12 protein-coding genes and 2 pseudogenes are annotated in these 17,180 nt (G+C 62.4%); 3 read left to right on the top strand and 11 right to left on the bottom strand.

Features of this window, described 5'->3' with window-relative positions; genetic code table 11:
• Positions 1-21 precede the first annotated feature (21 nt).
• The 4 genes from AC1Q6I_RS19090 to ptsP all read right to left on the bottom strand — a co-directional run bounded on the left by AC1Q6I_RS19090 (position 22) and on the right by ptsP (position 7,183).
• A complete protein-coding gene (locus tag AC1Q6I_RS19090; RefSeq protein WP_102624191.1) occupies positions 22-1,563 on the bottom strand; it encodes an alkaline phosphatase D family protein in 1,542 nt (513 codons plus the stop codon).
• A gap of 89 nt (positions 1,564-1,652) precedes the next feature.
• On the bottom strand, positions 1,653-3,371 hold the full coding sequence (locus AC1Q6I_RS19085) for a PTS fructose-like transporter subunit IIB (protein WP_102624192.1): 1,719 nt from the start codon (positions 3,369-3,371) through the stop codon (positions 1,653-1,655).
• A gap of 11 nt (positions 3,372-3,382) precedes the next feature.
• A complete protein-coding gene (gene pfkB / locus AC1Q6I_RS19080) occupies positions 3,383-4,324 on the bottom strand; it encodes a 1-phosphofructokinase (protein WP_024073397.1) in 942 nt (313 codons plus the stop codon).
• Positions 4,325-7,183: a phosphoenolpyruvate--protein phosphotransferase gene (ptsP, locus tag AC1Q6I_RS19075; protein WP_024073396.1), complete on the bottom strand. Its 2,859-nt coding sequence runs from the start codon at positions 7,181-7,183 to the stop codon at positions 4,325-4,327.
• Between the two features lie 294 nt (positions 7,184-7,477).
• Between ptsP and cra the strand changes: the two genes are divergently transcribed.
• Positions 7,478-8,473 (top strand): catabolite repressor/activator, encoded by a 996-nt coding sequence (gene cra / locus AC1Q6I_RS19070; RefSeq protein WP_024073395.1) that lies wholly within the window; start codon positions 7,478-7,480, stop codon positions 8,471-8,473.
• A gap of 2 nt (positions 8,474-8,475) precedes the next feature.
• Complete coding sequence (locus AC1Q6I_RS19065) at positions 8,476-9,252, top strand: TatD family hydrolase (protein WP_024073394.1); 777 nt, start codon at positions 8,476-8,478, stop codon at positions 9,250-9,252.
• On the opposite strand, the gene AC1Q6I_RS19060 is transcribed toward AC1Q6I_RS19065, so the two are convergent.
• From AC1Q6I_RS19060 to AC1Q6I_RS19035, 6 genes and pseudogenes are all read right to left on the bottom strand, one after another.
• Positions 9,199-9,636 (bottom strand): hypothetical protein, encoded by a 438-nt coding sequence (locus AC1Q6I_RS19060; protein WP_024073393.1) that lies wholly within the window; start codon positions 9,634-9,636, stop codon positions 9,199-9,201. The two genes, AC1Q6I_RS19065 and AC1Q6I_RS19060, sit on opposite strands and share 54 nt — an antisense overlap.
• Positions 9,637-9,765: 129 nt before the next feature.
• Positions 9,766-10,275, bottom strand: a pseudogene (locus tag AC1Q6I_RS19055) (methyl-accepting chemotaxis protein); the annotation flags it as partial.
• A gap of 348 nt (positions 10,276-10,623) precedes the next feature.
• A pseudogene (locus AC1Q6I_RS19050) lies at positions 10,624-10,827 on the bottom strand (HAMP domain-containing protein); the annotation flags it as partial.
• A 1,120-nt stretch (positions 10,828-11,947) separates the two neighbouring features.
• Positions 11,948-12,784, bottom strand: a complete 837-nt coding sequence (gene ampE, locus AC1Q6I_RS19045; RefSeq protein ID WP_024073391.1) for a regulatory signaling modulator protein AmpE — start codon at positions 12,782-12,784, stop codon at positions 11,948-11,950.
• Positions 12,781-13,344 (bottom strand): 1,6-anhydro-N-acetylmuramyl-L-alanine amidase AmpD, encoded by a 564-nt coding sequence (ampD, locus tag AC1Q6I_RS19040; protein ID WP_102624193.1) that lies wholly within the window; start codon positions 13,342-13,344, stop codon positions 12,781-12,783. Before ampD ends, ampE begins: the two co-directional genes overlap by 4 nt.
• A 61-nt stretch (positions 13,345-13,405) precedes the next feature.
• On the bottom strand, positions 13,406-15,556 hold the full coding sequence (locus tag AC1Q6I_RS19035) for a DUF1631 domain-containing protein (RefSeq protein WP_102624194.1): 2,151 nt from the start codon (positions 15,554-15,556) through the stop codon (positions 13,406-13,408).
• Between the two features lie 244 nt (positions 15,557-15,800).
• Here AC1Q6I_RS19035 and nadC point away from each other — a divergent pair, with 244 nt between their 5' ends.
• Positions 15,801-16,649 carry a carboxylating nicotinate-nucleotide diphosphorylase gene (nadC, locus tag AC1Q6I_RS19030; protein ID WP_024073388.1) on the top strand — a complete coding sequence of 283 codons (849 nt, stop codon included), beginning with the start codon at positions 15,801-15,803 and terminating at the stop codon, positions 16,647-16,649.
• 121 nt (positions 16,650-16,770) lie between these two features.
• On the opposite strand, the gene AC1Q6I_RS19025 is transcribed toward nadC, so the two are convergent.
• Entirely contained in the window at positions 16,771-17,076 is a 306-nt protein-coding gene (locus AC1Q6I_RS19025) for a DUF6388 family protein (RefSeq protein WP_102624195.1), read from the bottom strand.
• Between the last annotated feature and the right edge of the window lie 104 nt (positions 17,077-17,180).

Here is a 17,180-nt window from a genome sequence, read left to right as displayed (position 1 = left end):
AGTTTTTTACTGTATTCCAAGTCAGACCGGTTGCAGCTTTTGCTCGAACACTGAAACCCCATCCAGATCGCGCAGCATCACCGTCAACTCTGCTGTCTGCCCATCAATCTGCACCTCGCCAAAAAACTGGAACCCGGCAAACGGCGAGGTGTTCTGCGCCGGTGGGGCCTTCTCGAACACCACCTCGGGCCCAAAGGTTTTATCCAGCGGATTCGGACCGAAGCTGCCCGCATTCAAAGGCCCGGCGACGAACTCCCAGAACGGCTCGAAATCCTGGAACGCCGCACGATCCGGGTGGTAATGGTGCGCCGCGCAGTAATGCACATCGGCCGTCAGCCACACGTGGTTGCGTACCTGTTGGGCACGTAGAAACCCCAACAATTCGGCAATCTCCAACTCTCGACCTTGCGCCGGGCCTGGGTCGCCGTTGGCGATGGCTTCCCAGCGCGGCACGCCGGGGCTGACTTCACCGTCGGGCACACCGAGGCCGATAGGCATGTCGGCGGCAATCACCTTCCACTGGGCCTGGGAGGCCTTGAGTTCGCGCTTGAGCCAGTCCAGTTGCTCACGGCCAAGGAAGGGTTTTTCGCCGCCCAGGTTGTCGTCGTTGGGGCCGCGATAACTGCGCATGTCGAGCACGAAGACATCCAACAAAGGGCCATAACTGAGCTTGCGGTAGATGCGCCCGCCACCGTCGGCGCTTTGTCGGCGCATCGGCGAATATTCCAGCCACGCCTGGCGCGCGCGGCCGACCAGGGTGTTGATGTCCTTGATCTGGTAACGCTCATCCAACTGCTTGCTCGGCGACCAGTTGTTCACCACCTCGTGGTCGTCCCACTGCCAGATCTGCGGCACCTCGGCGTTGAAACGCCGCACGTTTTCATCCAGCAGGTTGTAACGGTAGTTACCACGATAGTCGTCGAGGCTTTCAGCAACTTTGCTCTTGGCTTCGGTGGTGATGTTGCGCCAGATGCGCCCGCCCTCGGTGGTCAGTTGCGCAGGGACCGGGCCGTCAGCGTAGATGGTGTCGCCACTGTGGATAAAAAAGTCCGGCAAGCGCAGGCGCATGGCTTCGTAGATGCGCATGCCGCCAATGTCCGGATTGATCCCGAAGCCTTGGCCGACGGTGTCGCCGCTCCATACAAAACGAATATCGCGGCGCTGTTGCGGCACGCTGCGCAAGTGGCCGAACCACGGTTCGCTGGCGACGCCGGTCTGGGCATCTTCGAAGTGCACGCGGTAGAAAATCGCCTGGTCGGCGGGCAGGCCGGTGAGTTCGACACGCGCGGTAAAGTCGCTGCGGCTGTCGGCCAGCGGCGAGACGAATCGGCGCGGGTTACTGAACACACTGCGGGTGTCCCACTCCACCACCATCCGCGCCGGGCGGTCGCTGCGGCTCCAGATCATCGCGCGATCACCGAGCAGGTCGCCGGACTGCACACCATCGGTCAGTTGCGGACGGTCTTTGACCGACGCGATTACCGCCGGCGCCAGGCCAGGCAGCAACAGGCCGGCGCCGACGACTTGCATCACGCGGCGACGGCCAAGGTCGAAGTGGCTCATGCAGGTGCCCTCTTGAGTATGAAAAGGGCAAGTTGAACACGCGTGGATGAAGTGGATGTGACACCGCCCCACCCACATTGTCCATGGCGTCAGGCTTGGGCGGGCGCGGCCGTCAGTTCCACCGCTTCCGGACGTTTGATCAGTGCATACACCAGCCCGGTCAGCAGGCTACCGGCGACGATCGCCAGCAGATACAGCAGCGCATGGTTCATCGCATTCGGGATGATCAACACAAACAACCCACCATGGGGCGCCGCCAGCTTGCAGCCAAAGTACATCGACAGCGCTCCCGTCAGGGCACCGCCAGCGATGCTGGAGGGGATCACCCGCAGTGGGTCCTTGGCGGCGAACGGGATCGCGCCTTCGGAGATAAAGCACAAGCCCAGAATCATCGCGGCCTTGCCCGCTTCACGCTCGGTCTGGGCGAATTTGCGCCGCGCCAGGAACGTGGCGATGCCCATGCCGATCGGCGGCACCATACCCGCCGCCATGGTCGCAGCCATCGGTGCGCCGCTCGATGCCGCCAGCAAGCCGACGGAGAACGCGTACGCGGCCTTGTTGATCGGCCCGCCGAGGTCGACACACATCATGCCGCCCAACAGAATGCCCAGCAGCACCGCGTTGGTGGTGCCCATGGTGCTGAGAAAATCCGTCAGCCCCGTGAGCAGACGCGCCACGGGTGGGCCGACCAGGTAAATCATCGCCAGGCCGGTGAACAAACTCGCCAGCAACGGGATGATCAGGATCGGCTTGAGTGCCTCCAGGCTCTGCGGCAAACGTATCGCGCGGGTGATCAGCTTGACGCAGTAGCCGGCGAGGAAACCGGCGAGAATCCCGCCGATAAACCCGGCGCCCAGCGTACCGGCCAGCAGCCCGCCGATCATGCCGGGGGCCAGGCCCGGACGGTCGGCGATGGAGTAGGCGATATAGCCCGCCAGCAGCGGCACCATCAGCATAAAGGCCTGGTCGCCAACGGTCTTGAGGGCCGCTGCCAGGGTGCCTTTTTCTTCGAAGGCATGGATGCCGAACACAAATGACAAGGCGATCAACAAGCCGCCCGCCACCACCATCGGCAACATGAACGACACACCGGTCAACAGGTGTTTGTACACCCCGGTTTTTTCCGACTTGGCTACCGCACCGCTGGCCGCGCTTTCCACGGCGCCTTCGGCGAGGGCCTTATTAAGAGTCGCTTCGGCCTGCTTGAGGGCGATGCCGGTGCCGCAGCGGTAGATCTTCTTGCCGGCGAAGCGCTCGGTGGCGACTTCAATATCCGCCGCCAGCAGTACCACGTCGGCGTCGGCAATCGCCTGCGGGCTCAGCGGTGTGCGCGCGCCGACCGATCCCTGGGTTTCCACCTGCAAGTCATAACCCAGTCGCTTGGCCGCCTGCTGCAAGGCTTCGGCGGCCATGAAGGTGTGCGCGACACCGGTGGGGCAGGCGGTAATCGCGACGATACGCGGGGCCTGCTTCGTCGCCACCGGGGCTTGGCTGACGACATACTCCCGGGCTTCTTCTGCGCCACGGCGCAGTACCGCGTCAACGTCCTGCAACGCCTGCGCCGGGGTGCTCTGGAACACGCGCTTGCCGACAAACCGCTGCATGTCCACCGGGGTGCTGCTGACCAGCAAGACCCATTCGGCGTCGTCGATGATCGCCTGGGACAACTGCCGTTCCGGGCGCTGCACGTCGACCACTTCAACGCTGGTGCTCCACCCCTGGCGCTGCGCGGCAGCGTCCAGCAAGCGCGCGCACAGCACACTGGTGACCATACCGTTCGGGCAGGCGGTAACAATGGCTAACTTCATCACAAACCCTCTTATTGTTCTGTCAGCGGGCGCACATGGACGCCGCTTTCGAGGCGCGCCAACTGCGCGTCATCGCTGATGCCAAAGCCGATCTGCGTCACCGCCATGGCGGCAATCGCCGTGGCGCGGCGCAAGGTGGTTTCGGGTACATCGAAGCTGAGCAAACCGTGGAGCATGCCGGCCAGCAACGAATCCCCCGCGCCTACGGTGCTGGCGACGCGGACCTTGGGCGGCGTGGCCTGCAGCGCCGTGCCCGGGCTGAACCAGTTCACGCCGTCGGCACCGTGGGATACCACCACATGCTCAACGCCCCGCGCGTGCAGATGCTCAGCCGCGTCGGCTTGTTGCGCGACGGAATCCGTGGGGCAATCCAGGGCGTCAGCCAATTCTTCGGTGTTAGGTTTGATCAGCCATGGGCCAGCGTTCAACCCGGCGCGCAACGCGGCGCCGCTGGTGTCCAGAGCGACCTTCAAACCGAGGCCTTTCAACTGCACCAACAGGTCTTCGAACCACTGCGGGCTGACGCCACGCGGCAAACTGCCGGCGACCACCACCGCATCGTGCCCGGGGGCGATCAGCATGAGTTGGTTGAGCAACGCTTGCTGCGCCTGCTCGCTGACCAGCGGGCCCGGCGCATTGATGTCGGTGACGCGGCCATCCTGCTCGGCAATCTTGATGTTGCTGCGGGTTTCACCCGGCACGCGGATAAACGCATCGACAAAACCACGGCGAGCGATCAGCGCCTCGAACGCTTGGGGGTTGTCTTCCCCCAGAAAACCACCGACCGTCACTTGATGGCCCAGGTCAGCCAACACCTGAGCCACGTTCACGCCCTTGCCGGCCGCGTGGGTCTGCAGGGGTTCGCTGCGGTTGACTTCACCGGGCTCCAGGCGCGCCAAGCACACCGTAAGGTCCAACGCCGGGTTCAGCGTCAGGGTCAGAATCCTTGCCATCTACACGGCCTCCACAAGGGCTCGCACTTCGGCGGGCGAACCCACCGCAAGTGCTTTTTGCGCCAGGCCCTGGGCCTCGCTCAGACTGAATTCGCGCACGCGCGCCTTCACTTCGGGAATGCTGCGCGCCGACACGCTCAACTCGTCCACGCCCAGGCCCACCAGCACCGGCACCGCCAGCGGATCGGCGGCCAGCTCGCCGCACACACCGACCCATTTGCCATGGGCATGGGCCGCGCGCACGGTGATATCGATCAGTTGCAACACGGCCGGGTGCAAGCCATCGGCCTGGGCCGACAGCGTTGGGTGGCCGCGGTCGATGGCCAGGGTGTATTGGGTCAGGTCGTTGGTGCCAACGCTGAAGAAATCCACTTCCTTGGCCAGCACCGGTGCGAGCAACGCAGCCGACGGCACCTCGATCATGATCCCCAGTTGCAGATCGGCCACCGGGATTTCCAGGCGCAGGCGCTCGGTCATGTCCCGCGCTGCGCGCCACTCATCCACGCTGCCCACCATAGGGAACATGATGCGCAGCGGCCGGTTATCCGCCGAGCGCAGCAGCGCGCGCAATTGCGCCTCCATGATCTGCGGGCGTTGCAAGGTGAGGCGAATGCCGCGCACCCCGAGGAAGGGGTTTTCTTCCTCGGCGATCGGCCAATACGGCAACGGTTTATCGCCCCCCACATCGAGGGTGCGCACCACCAGCGGGCGACCGTCGAGGCCGTCCAGTACACGCCGGTATTCAGCTTCCTGGGTGGCTTCGTCCGGCGCTTGCGGGTGGGCCATGAAAATCAGTTCAGTGCGCAGCAAGCCAATGCCTTCGGCGCCCTGCTCCACCGCACTCGCTACGCCGGCGCTTTCGCCGATGTTGGCGAACACTTCCACGGCGTGACCGTCGCGGGTCACCGCAGGTTCGTGGCGCTGCGCCGAGGCGGCTTGCAGGCGTTGCTCGCGGGTGTCGCGTTCAACGGTGGCGCGTTGCAGGGTGGCAGTGTCCGGGGTGACATGCAGGCGGCCTCGCTGGCCATCGAGCAATAACAGGGTGCCGGCGGCCAGCAGCAACACGCCCGGGCCGGCGCCCACCAACGCGGGGATGCCAAGGGCACGGGCGACGATGGCACTGTGGGCCGTCGCCCCGCCACGGGCAGTGAGGATACCCGCGACCCGCGCCGGGTCGAGCCGCGCCACATCCGATGGGCCGACCTCGTCCATCACCAGAATGTAGGGGTCGTGCGGCTCCTGGGCCGTTTCAATACCGCACAGTTGTGCCAGCACGCGGCGACCAATGTCGCGCAGGTCAGCGGCGCGCTCGGCCAGCAAGGCGTCCTGCAACGCCTCCTGCTGCTTGGCGGCGGCTTCGATCACGCTCATCCAGGCCGCCTCGGCGCTTTCGCCCTGCTTGAGGCGGGTGTCGACTTCATCGGTCAGTTCCGGGTCGTCGAGCATTTCCTGGTGGGTGATGAAAATCTCGCGGATCGCCTTGGCCTGGCTGCGTTCGATCAAGCCCTGGATATCGCGACGCACGTCGTTGAGTGCGGCCTGCAAGCGCTGGCGCTCAATGGCCGAAGACTCACCCCGCAGCGGGTAGTCGAAGGGTTGCAGCACCTGGATATGCGCCGGGCCGATGGCGATGCCGGGGGCGGCGGCGATGGCCTGGAGCTGGCTGCCGGCCAACGGCGCGCTGGCCAGCGGTTCGATATCGAGGATTTCAACCTGGGCCACCACGGTCGGCAATGGCTCGACGTCTTCGCCAAGCCCTTCCTCCACCGCCGCCAACAACGCAGGCAGCGCATCGCCGGCGATGGTAGGTTCCGCGACAAACTCCAGTACCTGACCACGCCGTGCACCGAGGCTGAGCAGCTTACTCAAGCTTTTTACCGACACCGCGCCCACCGGGCCATCGACGATACGCACACGGATATCGCCCTCGAAGCTTTTCGCCAATTGCGCGAGGATCTTCGCCGGCCGCGCGTGCAGCCCATGGGCATTGGCCAGGGTGATGCGCACACTGGGCCAGTCGGGCGGCAGTTCGCCGCCGAGCACTTCGAGTACCGCACGGCTGCTGGTGGCGCGCCCCAGTTCCTGGCCGCGACCTTCGATCAACAACGCGCACAGGCGCTCCAGCAAAGCCTGGTGCGCTTCACCGAGGCTGGCCAGGCAGAACAGACCATTCAACGGCTGGCCGAGGTAACGCATGGGTTTATCCGGCGTGACAAACGCCAGGCCAGGGCGCTTGACCGTTTGCTCGCTGTGCAGCCACCACAGGCCATCGCCCAGGGGCAACGCATCGACTTGCTGCAACACCGCGGCAAAGCCATTGCTGACGCAGTCGGCCTGGCGCAGCAGACGAGCACCGCGCCATACCAGTTCTTCAAAATCGTCGGCCGACACGCCCAGGCTGATCATCTGTGCATCCAGCGCCAACTCCTGCGGCGCGCCTTGCAGCAACTTCAGCAAGGCCTCGGCGGAACCGGCACGACGCAGCGCCTGGCCCAGGTCGGTTTCACCGAGGGCGCGGGTCAGCAGTTGCAGCAAGCGCAGGTGTTCATCGGATTTGGCGGCAATGCCAATCGCCAGGTAAACGATCTGGCCGTCGCCCCAATCCACCCCTTCGGGGAACTGCAGCAGGCGCACGCCGGTGGAAAATACCTGGTCGCGGGTTTCGGGAGTCCCGTGGGGAATGGCGATCCCTTGGCCGAGAAAGGTCGAACCTTGGGCTTCACGGGCTTGCAAGCCGCTGAGATAACCCTCGGCGACCAGGCCATCGGCCACCAACTGGTCAGCGAGCAGGTGCAAGGCAGCAGATTTATCCACAGCCACCTGGCCCATGGATATCTGCTCGTGAGTGAGCTCAAGCATGCCGTTCTCCTAGTTAGTGCGGCGGGCGCACTAGGTATTGTTTTGAATAAATCAGTATAAAGTTGATCATGAATAAGCGACTGAGCAGTCAATTGGCAGTAGCCACTCAGTAGCGAACATCGCAAAAATACGCCTGCTGAAACGTTTAATCTAGAATTTATGGCAGATTACGCGTTAATTGCGCATCCTTGAAGAACCACTCGGCACTTGAGCTGAGACATTAGTCGTGTGCAGTAATCGGTTACGATTGGACAAAATGTCGGGGCCAGCTCTAAAAAACAAGGAAATCCCGGTTTGAAACTCAGTGATATCGCACGTCTGGCCGGTGTGTCCGTAACCACCGCCAGTTATGTCATCAACGGCAAAGCCGAACAGCAACGCATCAGCAGCGCGACCGTCGAGCGCGTGCGTGCGGTGGTCGAAGCCCATGGCTTTACGCCCAACCCCCAGGCAGCCGGGCTGCGCAGCCGGCATACCCGTACGCTGGGTTTTATCCTGCCGGACCTGGAAAACCCCAGTTACGCACGGATCGCCAAGCTATTGGAACAAGGCGCCCGCGCGCGCGGTTATCAATTGCTGATCGCCAGCTCCGACGACAATGCCGACAGCGAACGCCAACTGCTGCAACTGTTCCGCGCCCGACGCTGCGATGCGCTGTTTGTCGCCAGTTGCCTGCCGGCCAGCGACGACAGCTATCGCGAGTTACAAACCAAGGGTTTGCCGGTGATTGCCATCGACCGGGTGATGAACGCCGAACAGTTCTGCTCGGTGGTCAGCGACGACCGCCAGGCCTGCCAGCAACTGACCAGCAGCCTGCTGCAACCGGTGCCCAAGCAGATCGCGCTGATCGGTGCGCGGCCTGAGTTGAGCATCAGCCAGGAGCGCGCCGCCGGTTTCCGTGAAGCACTGCAAGGTTTTACCGGCGAAGTGATCGTCGAACAGGGCGAGGCCTTCAGCCGCGATTGTGGCCGCCAACTGATGGAGCAACTTCTCCATCAACTGGGGCATTTGCCTGACGCGCTGGTGACCACCTCTTACGTGCTGCTGCAAGGGGTGTTCGACGCGCTGCATGATTTCCCGCTCAGATCGCGCCCGCTACGCCTGGGGACCTTTGGTGATACGCAGTTGCTGGACTTCCTGCCGTTGCCGGTCAATGCCATGGCCCAGCAACATCAGTTGATCGCCGACACGGCGTTGCGCCTGGCCCTGGCCGCCATCGAAGAAGAGCAGTACCAACCCGGCGTGCATGCCATCGGCCGGACCTTCAAGCGGCGTATTCACGAGGCTTGAGTGTGGAGCTGATTGACACCCACACCCACCTCGACTTTCCGGACTTCGACAGCGATCGCCGGGAAGTCCTCGCCCACAGCCGCCAACTCGGCGTGCAGCGCATGGTGGTACTGGGGGTGTATCAGCAGAATTGGCAGCGGTTGTGGGACCTGGTGCAAGGCGATGAAGGCTTGTTCGCCGCCTTCGGCCTGCACCCGGTGTACCTCGATGACCATCGCCCCGCCGACCTGACGGAGCTGGGCGATTGGCTGACCCGCCTGCACGGCCATCGACAACTGTGCGCCGTCGGCGAGATCGGCCTGGACTACTTCCTCGAACAACTGGACCGCACACGCCAGCAACACCTGTTTGAAGCCCAACTAAAACTGGCCGTCGATTTCCAACTGCCGGCGCTGTTGCACGTGCGCCGCAGCCATGCCGCCGTGATTGCCACCCTCAAGCGTATCCGCCTGCCACGGGGCGGCATCATCCACGCCTTTGCCGGTAGCCGGGAAGAAGCGCGCGAATACATCAAGCTGGGTTTCAAGCTGGGCCTGGGCGGTGCCGCCACCTGGCCCCAGGCCCTGCGCATGCATAAGGTGCTCGCCCAACTGCCCCTGGACGCGGTGGTGCTGGAAACCGATTCGCCGGACATGGCCCCCGCCATGTACCCCGGCCAGCGTAACAGCCCGCAACACTTGCCCGATATCTGCACCGCGCTGGCCGAACGCATGGGCCTCAGCCCGCTATTGCTGGCTGAAGCGAGCACACGCAATGCGTGCGAGTTGTTCAATTGGTAGGGCGTTGACCGGCCTGACCACTTGCAGGTCCAAGGTCATCCGCTGCCGATGACGGGCGTAGCGTGCCACCAGGAAATGCACCAACAGCACCAGCAGTGAAATATTCAACTGCCCGATAACGCTGATCAGCCCGAGCCACTCTGCCACCAACGCCACGATCAGGGCCACGCAGGTGAACACCACCATGCTCAGTCGTACCAAGGCCCAATGGTCCAATGCCCTGAACTGACGCAGTTGCCGGGTGCAGCACAACTGCAGAATCCTATGGCAGTACGGGCAATCGAAGGGTTCTTCAATGGCAATGGCATTCAACTGCCAAGGCTTGAGTTCGAAGGTGATGTCGCAATGGGCGCAGTGCCCTTTGATGCCTATGGCAGCGGTCATCGTCTTGCCTCCCTTGGACTGTGATTATTGGCTGAAACAAATTCTCACCCATTCTCGGCAGCAAAGACGAAGTACAAGAAAATCAAGACAAGTACCACTCCAGTAAAAGAAACATCCTACTCAACAGTCTTACACGCGAAACGCGCCGATCAATTGCTTCAACTCAATCACCTGGCGCGACAACTGCCGGCTGGCCGCCTCGGCCTGATGGGCACCCTGGGCGGCATGTTCACCTGCACGATTGATTTCGACGATGTTCTGGTCGATATCGTGGGCGACGGCGGTTTGCTGCTCCACGGCTGCCGCAATCTGCTGGTTCTGATCGACGATCATGCCGACGGCACCCAGGATGTTTTCCAAGGCCTGCTGGACCTTTTCCGACTGCCCCACCGTGCCATTCGCCATGGCATGGCTGGTTCCCATAGCCTTGACCGCCGCGTCGACACCACTGTGCAAACGGCTGATCATCTGCTCGATTTCCTCGGTGGAGTGCTGGGTCCGCCGCGCGAGGGTGCGCACTTCATCGGCCACCACCGCAAAACCGCGCCCCTGCTCTCCGGCGCGAGCGGCTTCAATCGCGGCGTTCAGCGCCAGTAGATTGGTTTGCTCGGCAATGCTCTTGATCACTTCCAGCACGCTGCTGATCGATTGGCTATCGGTCGCCAACTGGTTGATCACCCGCACCGACTCATCAATGTCCAAGGCCAGGCGCGCGATGCTGCCTTGCTGGGATTGCACCAGGCCACGACCGCTGACGGTTTCATCGTTGACACTATGGGCGCTGCTGACCGCCGCCGCCGCATTGCGCGCCACTTCCTGCGCCGTGGAGGACATCTGGTTCATGGCGGTCGCCACTTGCTCGATCTGGCTGCGCTGGCCGGACACCGCCTGGTTGCTGCGGACTGAGACCGCCTCCACTTGGCTGGCTTGCAACTCGACCTGGCCGACGGTGTGGCCGACGCGCTCGATCAGGTCGTGGATCTTGGCCACGGTGCCATTGAACACCTCGCCCAGTTCCCCCAGCTCGTCGCGACTATGAGCGACGAACGTGACCGTCATGTCGCCCGCCGCCACCTTGTCCATCATCACCCCCAGGCGTCGCAGGGTGGTGCGGGTGGAGGCATAGAAGCCCGCGTACAAATAGAAGATCAGCAAAAACACCGCCGCCAGGGCGCACACCAGCACCACCATGTGCGTACGGTACTGCGCCAGGCGCTGCTCCAGCTGGTGCCCGAGAAACGCCAGCGTGGCTTCATCGAGCTGATAGGTCTGGGCCATCAGTTGGCTGACGTTGTCGTAGAAACCCTGCCACGGTGCGTCGAGGGTTTCAGCCATCACCACCTGCTCTTCGAAGACCTCACTGGCTTGCTTGAGGCTGGCATTGCTGGCCTTGGCCAGGCTGTCGAGCGCAGCGTGGGCGGCCTGGCTGGAACCGAGGGCGTCCTGGAGTTTCAGGGCGTATTCGGCGTGGAGTTTTTCCAGTTGCTGCAGCAACTCGTCAAAGCGGGTGCTGGAGGACGAATTGAGGAACCCCTGGCCCAGGGAATAGGCGCCCATCGCCCGCCCCTCCCCCAGCGTCTGGGTGACCTGCGGGGTGATGCTGGTGATCAGCTCGCTGAGCTGGCGCAAATCGCTCTGGGGGTCGCGGCTCAAGCCGGCCTGGCTGGCGATGATCTGGCTGAGCATCTGCGCTTTGTTGAGCAACTTGCCGATCAGCGCGCTTTTACTCAGCAGGGAGGACTCCTGCTGCTGGGCCTTGAAGGCAGCGATCAATTCGTCGCGCTTGGCATCGAAGGCGGCAATTTGCTCAGGGTCGGTGGTCATGGCCGTGAGCCCCTGCACCCGTGCCAACACATGCTGCTCCAACGTGGTGATCTTGCCTTCAAGGTCGCCAGCCTTACCGGACTGGCCCAGGGTTGCGTTGATTTGCACCTGGTTGTTGAGGGTTTCCAGGTCGCGGCGCAGGGCCAGGCTGCTGCCGAGCAGGTCGAGGCTTTGCAGTTCGATGCGGGTGCCCTGGAACTCACGCCACGAATCACGCACCAGGAAATAGTTGGTCGCCAGCATGGGCAGCAGGAACAGCACACTGATCAGGCTGAACTTCATGCCGAAGCTCAGGCGGTTCATCAGCGCGACGGCGGGATAGAGCAAGCTCTTCACGGGTGAACTCCCTTCCTATTATTTTTATTTGAGGCGCAGGGCGGCGGCAGAAAGCCACTATTTGGCGCTCCGTCTGTATAGCTCAAATCGAAAGGGAGTTTTGTAACTTAAGGTTAACGAGAACGGAGCCGGCGGGCCGGCTCCTCCCAGGTCAGGGCAGCACCGTCCAGATGGCGAACCCGGCATACCACAGCACCGCCGCACGCAGCAGCAGTTCCCACAGGCGATCCAGGCTGTTGATGCCATCAGCCCCCACCACCGGCGGCGGAATCTCAGCGGCCACCAGACCGACTTTTTCGACCAACTGCGCGGCGCTGATATCCCAGCTCAGCAATTCGTGAAGCATCACACGGCTGACCGCGACAAAGTTGCCCACCAGGGCAAAGCTGGCCGCGAGCAAGCGCACCGGTAACCAGTCGAAGGCATGGCGCAGTTGGCCGGCACGCTCGGCTACCAAGGGGTTCTGGCTGTGCTCACTGGCCAGTGCCAGCAGGCGATAAGCCAGGGCCGCGACAGGGCCCAGCAGGAAGTACCAGAAGATCACCGCGAAGAAACTCTGGTAGGCCTGCCATAGAAGATGGCCCTGAACCCGTTCCAGCAGTTGTTCCCCGCTGTCCGCTGCGATCTTCAGGTCTCGCTCGGCCACATGCTCGGCGGCCTGCAAGTCGCCCCGGCGCCACGCATCTCGAAACGGTCCGAGGCCGGCGAGCAGATCCCCCCGCCCCAGGCTGTAGATCACCACCAACAGGTGCACCGGCAACGCCAACAGGCCGTAGGCCACCGGCTCCAGTACCAGCAGCAGCAAGGCCAGCAAGGCCACCGGCAACAACACCAGCAGCGCCAGGATCAGCCACGGCTGCTTGCCCATGCGCGGGCTCGCCTCCAACTTGGCCAGCTCGCGTAACCAGCCGCCATCACGCTGCAACCGCTGGCGCAAGGCCGAGAATTTCTCGATCCACACGGCCAGCACCAATACCAGGAAACTCATTGTGCGTGTCCTCCATCCTGCAGGGCGCTACGAAAGCGTACCCAATCAAAAGCGGGGCCAGGGTCGGTCTTGCGCCCCGGCGCGATATCACTGTGGCCACAAATGCGCTGACGGGTAATGTCGGGGTAAGCCACCAGCAACTGGCGCGTCAGGTCGATCAGCGACGCATACTGCGCATCCGTGAACGGCAAGTCATCCGTACCTTCCAGTTCGATACCAAGGGAAAAGTCATTGCAGGTCTCACGCCCATCGAAGCACGAAACCCCGGCATGCCAGGCCCGGTCGAGGCACGATACAAACTGCGTCACCGTGCCGTCGCGCTCAATCAGAAAATGCGCAGACACCCGTAAGTCGGCAATCCCTTCAAAGTAGGGATGTTCCGTGACATCCAGGCGATTCTGGAAAAACGCGTGCACCTTGCCGGTCGCGAACTGCGCTGGCGGCAGGCTGATGTTATGCACCACCAACAGTGAGATTTCGCCGGTGGGGCGCTCGTTGAAGTTGGGCGAAGGGCAATGCGCAATGCCCTGGCACCAGCCGCTGGTGGGGTCCAACTGCATACAGGATCCTTGAACGTGACGAAGTGTGACCAGTATGCCGCGTTCCACCCGGTGGGTGCGATCACTTGCCGCGATTGAGTTGACGCAATGTGTTCGTCACCGCTGCCAGCGCGCGGTCGAACAACAGGCCATCGTCCAGCAGGCGCAAGGTGCCACGCTTGAACGCCAGCGCCAGTTGGCCGACGCTTTTCTCCAAGACCTTGAGCCCCATGCGGTTGACGAAAATGTAGCGGTTGGACGGTGCCATGATCGCCGTAAGCTTGCAGCGCAGGGGGGGTTCTTCAAGCGCCTGGAACTCGACCCAACCTCCGACACGCAGTTGCTGGACCTTGAGCCGCGCGGGATCGTCCAGCGGCAGGTCCTCGGCGGTGTCGGGCAGGCCCGGGCTGAGCACAAACGGCTGGCTGACTTCGACCAGGGTCTCGACACCCTCACCCGGCTGAATATGCAGGGCCTGCAACCGCACAAAAAACTCACGCGTACTGAAAGGATCGAACGCCGCGCTGGTCAAGCCATCGCGCAACGCTTTGAGCAAGCCCGGTAGTTGCTCCAGTAAATGCCGCCCGGCCTCGGTGTCCTGCTGCAGGCTCACACTCCAGATCAACTCGTCCATGGTCCGCAACCCCGCCTGCCATTGCACCGACTCTTCGCCGTGCTTGAGGCTGGCCAGCAACAGTACCTGGCTCCAGGCCTGCTGGAGAAATTGCACCACGGCGCGCGGCAGTACTTTGCCCAGCAGCCGGCGGTTCAGCACATCCGCCACGCGCTGGCGAGCCTCTTCGGTACGCAGGTGCCCGGCTTCAGCGTCACGGGTGTGCTGTTCGATCAGCTCACTGCGGCGCCGCTCGTTCGCGGTAAACGCGCAGAACTCCGTCAAAAGCTGGGTAAAAATCGCCGGATCCTCGACAAACTCGTTCAACAAACGCTGTACCACCTGCTCGATGCGCACGTACAGGCTGTCGCGCTGATACTCATCGCACGGGTTCCAGGTCATGGCCATGGCCGCGATTTCATTGAGCAGCCGACGGGCCGGGTGGCTGGGGCGACTGAAAAAACTCTTATCCAGCACCGCCACTTTCAGCAAGGGAATCTGCAAGCGTGCGATCAAGGCCTTGAAGGCGTCAGGCACGCCATGGTCATTGAGCATGAACTCGAACAGCAGGGCGATCAGGTTGATCACGTCTTCGTCGGCATCCTCCACCACGCGGGACTTGCCACTCTTGACACTGACCCGGGTCAACAGCTGTTCAAGCTGGTTGCGCAAGTCGAAGTCGTCCTCGACGTCCGGCTCCGGTACGTATTGCTGCAAGTGCGACAGCATGCGCAACAGGTCACGGGTGGCAATCGGCTGAGGTTCGGCACTGGCTTCGAGGGTGGGCGCCACGCTGCCACGTACGGCCGCCAGCAGTTCCTGCAGGGCGGCAAAGGCTTGCTGGCCGTTTTCGTCGACCGGTTGATCGGACGTCGGCACATTGTCTTCACGCGGATGCTCGCGTGTCGCCCGCCCGCCGAGGCGCCGCGACGGCACAGCCTTGAGCTCGGGCAGCACCCCCGTGGCAACCAGCAACTGATTGGCCTCGCCGTACAGGTAGTCGGCGTCGCTGAGGACGTACTTTTCAAATAGCTTGAGCATGATCAGCTTGACGCGGATTTCCACCCCGAGGCTGCGCCCTGCCCGCAGGAAGAACTCACACAACAACGCCGGCCCCAGGGGGTTCTCACGCTCATCCAGGTGCTTATCCAGCAATGCATTCAGGCGCGCGGTCAATTGCCCCAGGGCCAAGCCATCGCGATGGCGCACGCGAACCAGCATGGCCTCCAACGCCACGGTTTTTTCCCGGTCATCGCTGGAGGTGCCTGACGCCGTATCGTAGGAAACCACCGGAACCAACTGCAGGTCACCGCGCCCAGCCTGGCCCAGGTTGGCAAAGGCCTCGAACAATTGCTCCATGAACACCCGTTCGAAATTCTTGCGCTTGAGGCGCAAGTCGCGCATGGCTTCAAAGAAAATATGGTGATCGATGTTGTTGCGGGCCTTGTCGGCCATTTCGAACAGGGTGTCGTCGGCGTTATCGAACAGTTCCTGCAAGCCCTGCTGCAATTGTTGCGCGGACTTGTCGCGAACCTGCAGCAATACCACCGGCAGGCGAGCGAGCGGCGATGGCGTGGCCTGTGCCTTGTGAATAGGCACCACCTTTCCGTCATTGTGCATCCTGGCCTCCTGAAACGGCGGTGTGGGTTGGGGAACGATCGGGTACAGGGCCGGCTGGGCACTGCGGTTTTCCGGTTATCACCAGTACGTCAAAGCTATGACGCCAATTGCAAGGCGCGAGATTATCTTGCAAATGAGGGCCGTTGCGCCAGCAAACTCTGTCATTGGCGTGTAAATGAGCAGGTGGCTGGGTTCAAACGCGCGCTGCCCCTATAATCGGGGCACTTTGTTTGTGGAGCCTGTTATGCCGAACCTCCGTCTTGCCGACCTCACCGCCGAAATCGAAGCCAATGTGCGCCGCGCACTGCTGGAAGACATCGGCAGTGGCGACATCACCGCACAGTTGATCCCGGCCGAACGGCTGGCCAAGGCCACGATCATCACGCGCGATGCGGCGGTGATCAGTGGTACCGCTTGGGTAGACGCGGTGTTCCGCCAGCTGGACCCGCGGGTCGCCGTGCATTGGCAAGTCGCCGACGGTGAACGCGTGAGCCCCAACCAGGCGCTGTTCCACCTTGAAGGCCCGGCGCGCTCGCTGCTCAGCGGCGAGCGTTGTGCGTTGAATTTTCTGCAGTTGTTGTCAGGCGTAGCCACTCGGGCCCAGTACCTCGCCGATTTTGTCGCCAGCACCCAGGTCAAGCTGCTCGACACGCGCAAGACCCTTCCCGGCCTGCGCCTGGCGCAGAAGTACGCCGTGACCTGCGGGGGCTGCCACAACCACCGTATTGGCTTGTATGACGCCTTTCTGATCAAGGAAAACCATATCGCGGCCTGCGGAGGCATTGCCCAGGCCATTAACGCCGCGCACCAGATCGCCCCAGGCAAGCCGGTGGAAATCGAAGTGGAAAGCCTGGACGAATTGCGTGAAGCCCTGGCGGCGGGCGCCGATATCATCATGCTCGATGAACTGAGCCTGGATGACATGCGCGAAGCCGTGCGCCTGAATGGCGGCAAGGCCAAGCTGGAAGCCAGCGGCGGGATCAATGAAAACACCCTGCTGCCCATCGCAGAAACCGGAGTGGATTACATCTCCATCGGCGCGATGACCAAGGATGTGAAGGCGGTGGATTTGTCGATGCGCCTCAGTATTTGAGCACCTTAACTGTAGGAGCGAGCTTGCTCGCGAAAAACCTGAGAACGCCGCAGGATACCAGGCAGCCCGCGTCATCGTTAGCGATTTTCGCGAGCAAGCTCGCTCCTACACAAGCAAGCGCTTAAACCACCAGGTCATTCATCTCGCAGTACTCTTCCCACTCGACACCCAGCACCTCGGCCGCTTCCTTGTGCAGGGCCAGCCGTGCCGCTTCGAACTCTTCCAGTGTCGAGGTGTACTTGAGGGTCAGCTCCCAAGGCTGCAAGCCCTGGCTCTCGGCCTCGTCCTCGAATGCCCACTGGATCTGGTCACGCTGATCTTCAGCGCTCAGGTCCTTGATCTCTTCTTTAAGCTGCGGCGATTCCCCGATGTACTTGTCGAGGGCTGCTTGGTGCCGAACTTCCTGGGTCATCTCAGTCGTGGTCATGTTGTTCTCTTAGATCGAGGAATGGGGATGCATCTGGGTCATCAAGGTTGCGCAGATACAAAAGAACAGGCACGAATGCCGGCTCGTCTGGCCTTCAGAACCAT

The organism is Pseudomonas sp. MPR-R2A5 (assembly GCF_058793055.1).
This window is presented reverse-complemented; position numbering and strand designations above follow the sequence as displayed.